This is a genomic window from Microcella sp., from assembly GCF_033763155.1.
In the GTDB taxonomy this organism is placed as follows: Bacteria; Actinomycetota; Actinomycetes; order Actinomycetales; family Microbacteriaceae; genus Microcella.
Genome location: NZ_JANRKZ010000042.1, coordinates 1 through 6,331, shown reverse-complemented (window position 1 = coordinate 6,331; position 6,331 = coordinate 1). Strand labels below are relative to the sequence as shown.

Sequence of the window (6,331 nt, the reverse complement as noted above, 5' to 3'; positions counted from 1 at the left end):
TTCGCCGTGGTCTACCTCGCCTACTCGGTGGGGTGGATCATCAGCATCAGCCTCGTTCCCCTCACGGGCCCGACCCTCGTGATCGAGATCATGTACCAGTTCAGCGAGTTTCTTGCCCTGCTCGCGAGTGCCCTGTGGTTTGCAGCGGTTGTGGCCCTGACGCGCGATGGCCGAGCCGCACATCGCTTCGGCTGGCTCGCGCTCGGAACGCTGGTGCTCGTGCCGTGGCCGATCGTGTTGGGGGTGTTCTCGTGACGCGCACGCATATCGGGGTGGCGGCACTGCTGTCGCTCGTCGTCGGCTGGTTTGTCTTCGACGCCGTGAGTTCGCTCGTGGGCCTGCCGGCTCTCTATGCGCAGCTCGGCGTTGACCCCGCCAACGTGCCGTGGGCGGCGCTGTGGGCGGGGGTCATTGTGCCCGTCGTGTTCTACGCCGCGGCGATTATCGTTGCGCGTCGGCAGTCGCTCACGCGTTTCACGCTCGTCCTGATCGTGGCGCTCGCCGCGACGGCGACCGTGCGCCTGTCGCTCATCGCGCTCGCGACCGGCTCGATCACGCTGTTCTAGCCGAACAATCCCACCCACAGCACGAGGCCGATGAGCACCACTTGCATGGCCAAGCGTGGCCAGAAGGGCACGGCGATCACGCCAAACTGTTCGCGGTGCCGGGCGGCATAGGCGTTCGCCGGAAAGACACCCACGAGCAGCACGACGAGGCCGATCGCGGCCGCGGCCCGGGTCGGCTCCCACAGCAGGCCGATGCCACCCGCGATCTCGGCGACACCCGTCACCCAGACCCACGCGAGCGGCGAGAACGGCCGACCGTGAAAGACGCGGGGAATCATCGCCGCCATTGGACGCATGATCGCCGGAACGAAATGGGTGATGCCGATTCCGACAAAAACGATGGCCGTGACGACGCGCGCGAGGGTGACCGGGTCGGGGCCCACGGCGGTGAGCGCAGCATCCGTCAGCGTCATGCCGCCATTCTGCCCTCGCGCCCTGCGATAGCCTGAACACACCGGTTGCCCCCATTGGCGTAGGCGCCGCCACCACACTCTTGCCGGTCTCTTTTCGTTAGGACCTTTTTCGTGCCCAAGCCGATCGTGCTCATCGCCGAAGAACTCAGCCCCGCCACCGTCGACGCCCTCGGGCCCGACTTCGACATTCGTCAGGTCGATGGCACCGATCGCCCCGCGCTGCTGGCCGCGCTGGCCGACGCAAGCGCCGTGCTCATTCGGTCGGCGACGCAGATGGATGCCGAGGCCATCGCCGCATCGAAGACCCTCAAGGTCATCGCGCGCGCGGGCGTGGGTCTCGACAACGTCGACGTGCCCGCGGCGACGAGTGCGGGCGTCATGGTTGTCAACGCTCCGACGAGCAACGTCATCAGCGCCGCCGAACTCGCGATCGCGCACCTTCTCTCGCTCGCTCGCCACGTGCCCGACGCGAACGCCTCGATGAAGGCGGGGGAGTGGAAGCGCTCGAAGTACACGGGCGTTGAGCTCTACGAAAAGACCGTCGGCGTGGTCGGCCTCGGTCGCATCGGAGTTCTCGTCGCCCAGCGTCTTGCGGCGTTTGGCGTTGAGCTCATCGCCTACGACCCGTACGTGCCCCCGGCACGCGCGCAGCAACTGGGCGTCACGCTCGTGACGCTCGACGAGCTCATGCAGCGCAGCGACTTCATCACGATCCACATTCCCAAGACGCCCGAGACGACCAATCTCATCAGCACGGCACAGTTCGCCCTCGCGAAGCCGAACCTGCGCATTGTGAATGCGAGCCGCGGCGGCATCATCGACGAGGATGCCCTGCGCGAGGCTCTCGCGACCGGCCGCATCGCCGGCGCTGGTCTCGACGTGTTCGTGCACGAGCCCCCGGTGGGCTCGCCCTTGCTCGACCTCCCGACCATCCAGCTCACGCCGCACCTCGGCGCCTCGACCGATGAGGCGCAAGAGAAGGCCGGAGTCTCGGTCGCCAAGTCGGTGCGCCTCGCGCTCGACGGTGAGCTCGTGCCCGATGCCGTCAACGTGGCGGGTGGCGTGATCGACCCGAGCGTGCGCCCGGGCATCCCGCTCATGGAGAAGCTCGGTCAGGTGTTCGCTGCACTCGCCGATGCCTCGTTCGCGAGCATCGATGTCGAGGTGCGCGGCGAGATTGTGGCGCACGACGTCAATGTGCTGAAGCTCGCGGCCCTCAAGGGCATCTTCAGCCGCATTTCGAGCGAGCAGGTGAGCTATGTCAACGCTCCGCTGCTCGCCGAACAGCGCGGCGTGGCCGTGCGCCTGCTCACCGATGCGGCGAGCGAGGAATACCGCAACCTGCTGACGATTCGCGGCTCGCTGAGCGACGGAACGCAGCTCTCGGTGAGTGGCACGCTCGTCGGTGCGAAGCAAGTGCAGAAGATCGTCGAGATCAACGGCTACGACGTTGAAGTGCCCATGGCTGAGCACTTCATTGTCATGATCTACACCGACCGCCCCGGCATCGTGGCGATCTATGGCAAGGCGTTTGGCGAAGCATCGATCAACATCGCGGGCATGCAGATCGCGCGCCGCACGGCCGGCGGCCAGGCACTGAGCGTGCTGACTGTCGACTCGCGCGTGCCCGACGACTTGCTCGAGAGCGTGCGCACCGCGATCGACGCGAGCGTCATGCGCGAAATCACGGTCGTCGAGCAATAACGCAATCGCGGTGGGCAACGATGCTCGCCGAGAATGAGGAGAACACCATGGCACGCACTCTTGACCTTGCCGTGATCGGCGGCGACGGCATTGGCCCCGAGGTCACCGCCGAAGCGCTCAAGGTGTTGCGCGTCGCCGTCGGAACTGATGTCGCCGTGACCGAGACGGTGTATCCGCTCGGGGCCGAGCACTATCTGGCAACGGGCGAGATTCTCAGCGACGAGACTCTCGCGGCGCTTGCCCAGCACGACGCGATTCTCTTCGGCGCCGTGGGCGGCGATCCGCGCGACCCCCGGCTCGCGGGCGGCATCATCGAGCGCGGGCTGCTGCTCAAGCTGCGCTTCGCTTTCGATCACTACGTCAACTTGCGGCCCACGCTGCTCGCGCCCGGCATCGCCTCGCCGCTGAGTGACCCGGGCGAGGTCGACTTCGTCGTCGTGCGCGAGGGCACGGAAGGCCCCTACGTCGGCAACGGCGGCCGGTTCCGCCAGGGCACCCCGCACGAGGTCGCGACCGAGGTCTCGATCAACACGGCATACGGCGTCGAGCGTGTCGTCCGTTTCGCGTTCGCCCAGGCCGCGGCGCGACGCCAGCGGCTCACGCTCGTGCACAAGACGAACGTGCTCGTGCATGCCGGCGCGCTGTGGCAGAGCACGGTTGATCGCGTGGCGCCCGAGTTCGCATCCGTCACCGTCGACTATTTGCACGTCGACGCGGCCACGATCTTTATGGCCACGAACCCCTCGCGCTTCGACGTCATCGTGACCGACAACCTGTTCGGCGACATTCTCACCGACCTCGCCGCGGCGATCGGCGGCGGCATCGGCCTCGCAGCCTCGGGCAACCTCAACCCCACGGGAGCGTTTCCGAGCATGGTCGAGCCCGTGCACGGCTCGGCGCCCGATATCGCGGGCCAGCAGAAGGCCGACCCGACCGCCGCGATTCTCTCGGTGGCGATTCTGCTCGACCAGCAGGGATTGACGGATGCCGCGGCGCGCGTGCGCACCGCGGTGCTCGCCGACCTCGCCGAGCGTGGCACGTCACCCCGCCCGACGAGCGAGGTCGGATCCGCCATCGCTACGCGACTGGCCTAGCCGCCCGCCCAGCACCCCGGCCAGCGCCGCGCGATTGGCCTGAGAACCGCACACACCGGCGGGGTACGCTGTACCCACGCTCTTCCGGGGCCTGCGGGCCGCCGGCGACCTCTCGAGGAATTCCGATGACGAACCTGCTGCCAATGGCCACCCGCGAGCTCACGTGGGCCGTGACCCCCAACGAGGCCGCGCGCCCGGTCGCCGAACGTGACGCGATTCTCGCCGACCCCGGCTTTGGTAAGCACTTCACCGACCACATGGTCGACATCTGCTGGAGCGAGATGGGCGGTTGGCACCGCCCGCGTGTGCAGGCCTACGGCCCCATCACCCTCGACCCGGCCGCCTCGGTGCTGCACTACGGGCAAGAGATCTTCGAGGGCCTCAAGGCTTACCGTCACGCCGACGGTTCGATCTGGTCGTTCCGCCCCGATGCCAACGCGCGTCGCCTGCAGCGTTCGGCCAAGCGCCTCGCCCTGCCCGAGCTGCCCGAGCAGTACTTCATCGAGGCACTCAAGCAGCTCATCGCGGTTGACGGCGACTGGGTGCCGAGCGCGCCCGAGACGAGCCTCTACTTGCGACCCTTCATGTTCGCGAAGGAGGCGTTCTTGGGTGTGCGCCCGGCGCACAAGGTGGCGTTCTATGTCATTGCCTCGCCCGCGGGCGCGTACTTCCACGGTGGAATCAAGCCCGTGTCGATCTGGCTCTCGACGCAGTACTCGCGCGCCGGCAAGGGCGGCACGGGTGCTGCCAAGACGGGCGGCAACTACGCCTCGTCGCTCGTCGCTCAGGCCGAGGCGGCTGAGCACGGCTGTGCTCAAGTGCTCTTCCTCGACTCGGTCGAAGGCAAGTGGCTCGAAGAGCTTGGCGGCATGAATGTCGTGCTCGTCTACAAAGACGGCACGCTCGTGACGCCGCTGAGCGACTCGATTCTTGAGGGCATCACGCGCGACTCGATCCTGCAGCTCGCCGAAGACCGCGGCCACACGGTCGAGCGGCGCCGCGTGAGCATCGACGAGTGGCGCGAGGGCGCGGCATCCGGAGACATCGTGGAGGCCTTCGCGTGCGGCACGGCCGCCGTCGTCACGCCCATCGCCATGATCAAGGCCGCCGACTTCGAGATCGGCAGCGCCGACGCACCCGCGGGCGAGCTCACGATGTCGCTGCGCGCCGAGCTCACCGACATTCAGTACGGCCGCCGCCCCGACCCGCACGGCTGGATGCTGCGGCTCGACGCCTGAGTCGCCCCCTCATCATGAGTTCGATCGATCCTGACTTTGCCGAGATGACCGTGTCGGCGCGGCTCGGTGTGATCGCGCTGTGCATGGGCGGCGGTGCCGCTCTCGCCCTCGTCGGCACCTTCACGCACCAGTCGCTGCCGCCCGTGGGGGTAGCGATCGCGCTCATCACCATCGGGCTCTACATCGTGGGCCTGCGTGTGTGGGGTGGCGTGCGCACGCCCGCGGCGGCGGGAGCGATTGGCGTGGGCCTGGTCGCCGGAATTCTCGCGATGGCCACGGGCGATTCGGTGCTCGTGCCGGCGAACGCCGCGGGTTATGCCTGGCTGGGCGGCATCGCCCTCATTGCCTTTTTTGCGCTCGGCTGGCCGCGCATCCAGCGGGTTCCCCAGCGTGCGAGCGTTACGATGGAACAGCCCGCTCTCGTTCAACAAGAGGATCGACCACTGCCGTGACTTACGTGATCGCCCTGCCCTGCGTCGACGTGAAAGACCGCGCCTGCATCGACGAGTGCCCCGTTGACTGCATCTACGAGGGCGACCGCATGCTCTACATCCACCCCGACGAGTGCGTCGACTGCGGTGCGTGCGAGCCGGTGTGCCCCGTCGAGGCCATCTACTACGAAGACGACACTCCCGAGAAGTGGGCCGACTACTACACGGCCAACGTCGAGTTCTTCGCCGAGATCGGTTCGCCCGGTGGCGCGTCAAAGATCGGCGTGATTGCGGGCGACCACCCGATCGTCGCCGCGCTGCCGCCGCAGGCCTAGCGCCGCCGCTGTGAGCATCGCGTTACCCGACTTTCCCTGGGACTCTCTCGCCCCCTTCGCCGCCCGCGCGCGCGAACACGGTGACGGCATCGTCGATCTCTCGGTCGGCTCTCCCGTTGACGCAACCCCGCAGCTCGTGCGCGATGCGCTCGTCGCCGCGACCGACGCCCACGCCTACCCGCAAACGATGGGTACGCCCGAACTACGCGCCGCGATTGCCGCGTGGTACGCCCGTCGTCGTGGGGTCGACGGTCTGACGACGGATGCTGTGCTCCCGACGATCGGCTCGAAAGAGCTCGTCGGCCTCCTACCCCTGCTGCTCGGCCTCGGCCCCGGCGACACCGTGGTCTACCCGCGCACGGCCTACCCGACCTACGCCGTGGGCTCGGTGGTGGCTCGCACGACCGGCGTCGCCACGGATTCCCCGGATGACTGGCCCGCATCCACTCGCCTTGTGTGGCTCAACAGCCCGGGTAATCCCACGGGAGCCGTGCTCGGCGTCGCGGCTCTGCGGGCCGCGGTTGCCCGAGCCCGCGAACTCGGAGCCGTG

8 protein-coding genes and 1 pseudogene are annotated in these 6,331 nt (G+C 67.9%); 8 read left to right on the top strand and 1 reads right to left on the bottom strand.

Annotated elements, in window-relative coordinates; translation table 11 throughout:
- Together SFU54_RS01825 and SFU54_RS01820 are read left to right on the top strand one after the other, a co-directional pair.
- A pseudogene (locus SFU54_RS01825) lies at window positions 1-255 on the top strand (DNA polymerase III subunit gamma/tau); the annotation flags it as partial.
- Window positions 252-566 (top strand): hypothetical protein, encoded by a 315-nt coding sequence (locus SFU54_RS01820; RefSeq protein WP_319014611.1) that lies wholly within the window; start codon window positions 252-254, stop codon window positions 564-566. The pseudogene SFU54_RS01825 and the gene SFU54_RS01820, both read left to right, overlap by 4 nt.
- Here the strand turns inward: SFU54_RS01820 and SFU54_RS01815 are convergent.
- Window positions 563-979 carry a hypothetical protein gene (locus SFU54_RS01815; protein WP_319014610.1) on the bottom strand — a complete coding sequence of 139 codons (417 nt, stop codon included), beginning with the start codon at window positions 977-979 and terminating at the stop codon, window positions 563-565. The two genes, SFU54_RS01820 and SFU54_RS01815, sit on opposite strands and share 4 nt — an antisense overlap.
- A 111-nt stretch (window positions 980-1,090) precedes the next feature.
- Here SFU54_RS01815 and serA point away from each other — a divergent pair, with 111 nt between their 5' ends.
- The 6 genes from serA to SFU54_RS01785 form a co-directional block, all read left to right on the top strand.
- The gene (gene serA / locus SFU54_RS01810; RefSeq protein WP_319014609.1) at window positions 1,091-2,683 is read left to right on the top strand and encodes a phosphoglycerate dehydrogenase; all 1,593 of its coding nucleotides are present in this window, start codon (window positions 1,091-1,093) and stop codon (window positions 2,681-2,683) included.
- 47 nt (window positions 2,684-2,730) lie between these two features.
- Window positions 2,731-3,777: a 3-isopropylmalate dehydrogenase gene (locus SFU54_RS01805; protein WP_319014608.1), complete on the top strand. Its 1,047-nt coding sequence runs from the start codon at window positions 2,731-2,733 to the stop codon at window positions 3,775-3,777.
- A gap of 125 nt (window positions 3,778-3,902) precedes the next feature.
- The gene (locus tag SFU54_RS01800) at window positions 3,903-5,015 is read left to right on the top strand and encodes a branched-chain amino acid aminotransferase (RefSeq protein ID WP_319014607.1); all 1,113 of its coding nucleotides are present in this window, start codon (window positions 3,903-3,905) and stop codon (window positions 5,013-5,015) included.
- A 14-nt stretch (window positions 5,016-5,029) separates the two neighbouring features.
- Window positions 5,030-5,467: a hypothetical protein gene (locus SFU54_RS01795; RefSeq protein WP_319014606.1), complete on the top strand. Its 438-nt coding sequence runs from the start codon at window positions 5,030-5,032 to the stop codon at window positions 5,465-5,467.
- Window positions 5,464-5,781 carry a ferredoxin gene (fdxA, locus tag SFU54_RS01790; protein WP_319014605.1) on the top strand — a complete coding sequence of 106 codons (318 nt, stop codon included), beginning with the start codon at window positions 5,464-5,466 and terminating at the stop codon, window positions 5,779-5,781. Before SFU54_RS01795 ends, fdxA begins: the two co-directional genes overlap by 4 nt.
- Window positions 5,782-5,791: 10 nt before the next feature.
- Window positions 5,792-6,331: aminotransferase class I/II-fold pyridoxal phosphate-dependent enzyme (locus SFU54_RS01785; protein WP_319014604.1), on the top strand; the 540-nt coding region annotated here is incomplete at its 3' end.

What these genes read in the sequence shown, in the direction of transcription:
- SFU54_RS01815 (WP_319014610.1), bottom strand. Translation starts at nt 979, where the DNA reads ATGACGCTGACGGATGCTGCGCTCACCGCCGTGGGCCCCGACCCGGTC.
- SFU54_RS01805 (WP_319014608.1), top strand. Translation starts at nt 2,731, where the DNA reads ATGGCACGCACTCTTGACCTTGCCGTGATCGGCGGCGACGGCATTGGC.
- SFU54_RS01800 (WP_319014607.1), top strand. Translation starts at nt 3,903, where the DNA reads ATGACGAACCTGCTGCCAATGGCCACCCGCGAGCTCACGTGGGCCGTG.
- SFU54_RS01795 (WP_319014606.1), top strand. Translation starts at nt 5,030, where the DNA reads ATGAGTTCGATCGATCCTGACTTTGCCGAGATGACCGTGTCGGCGCGG.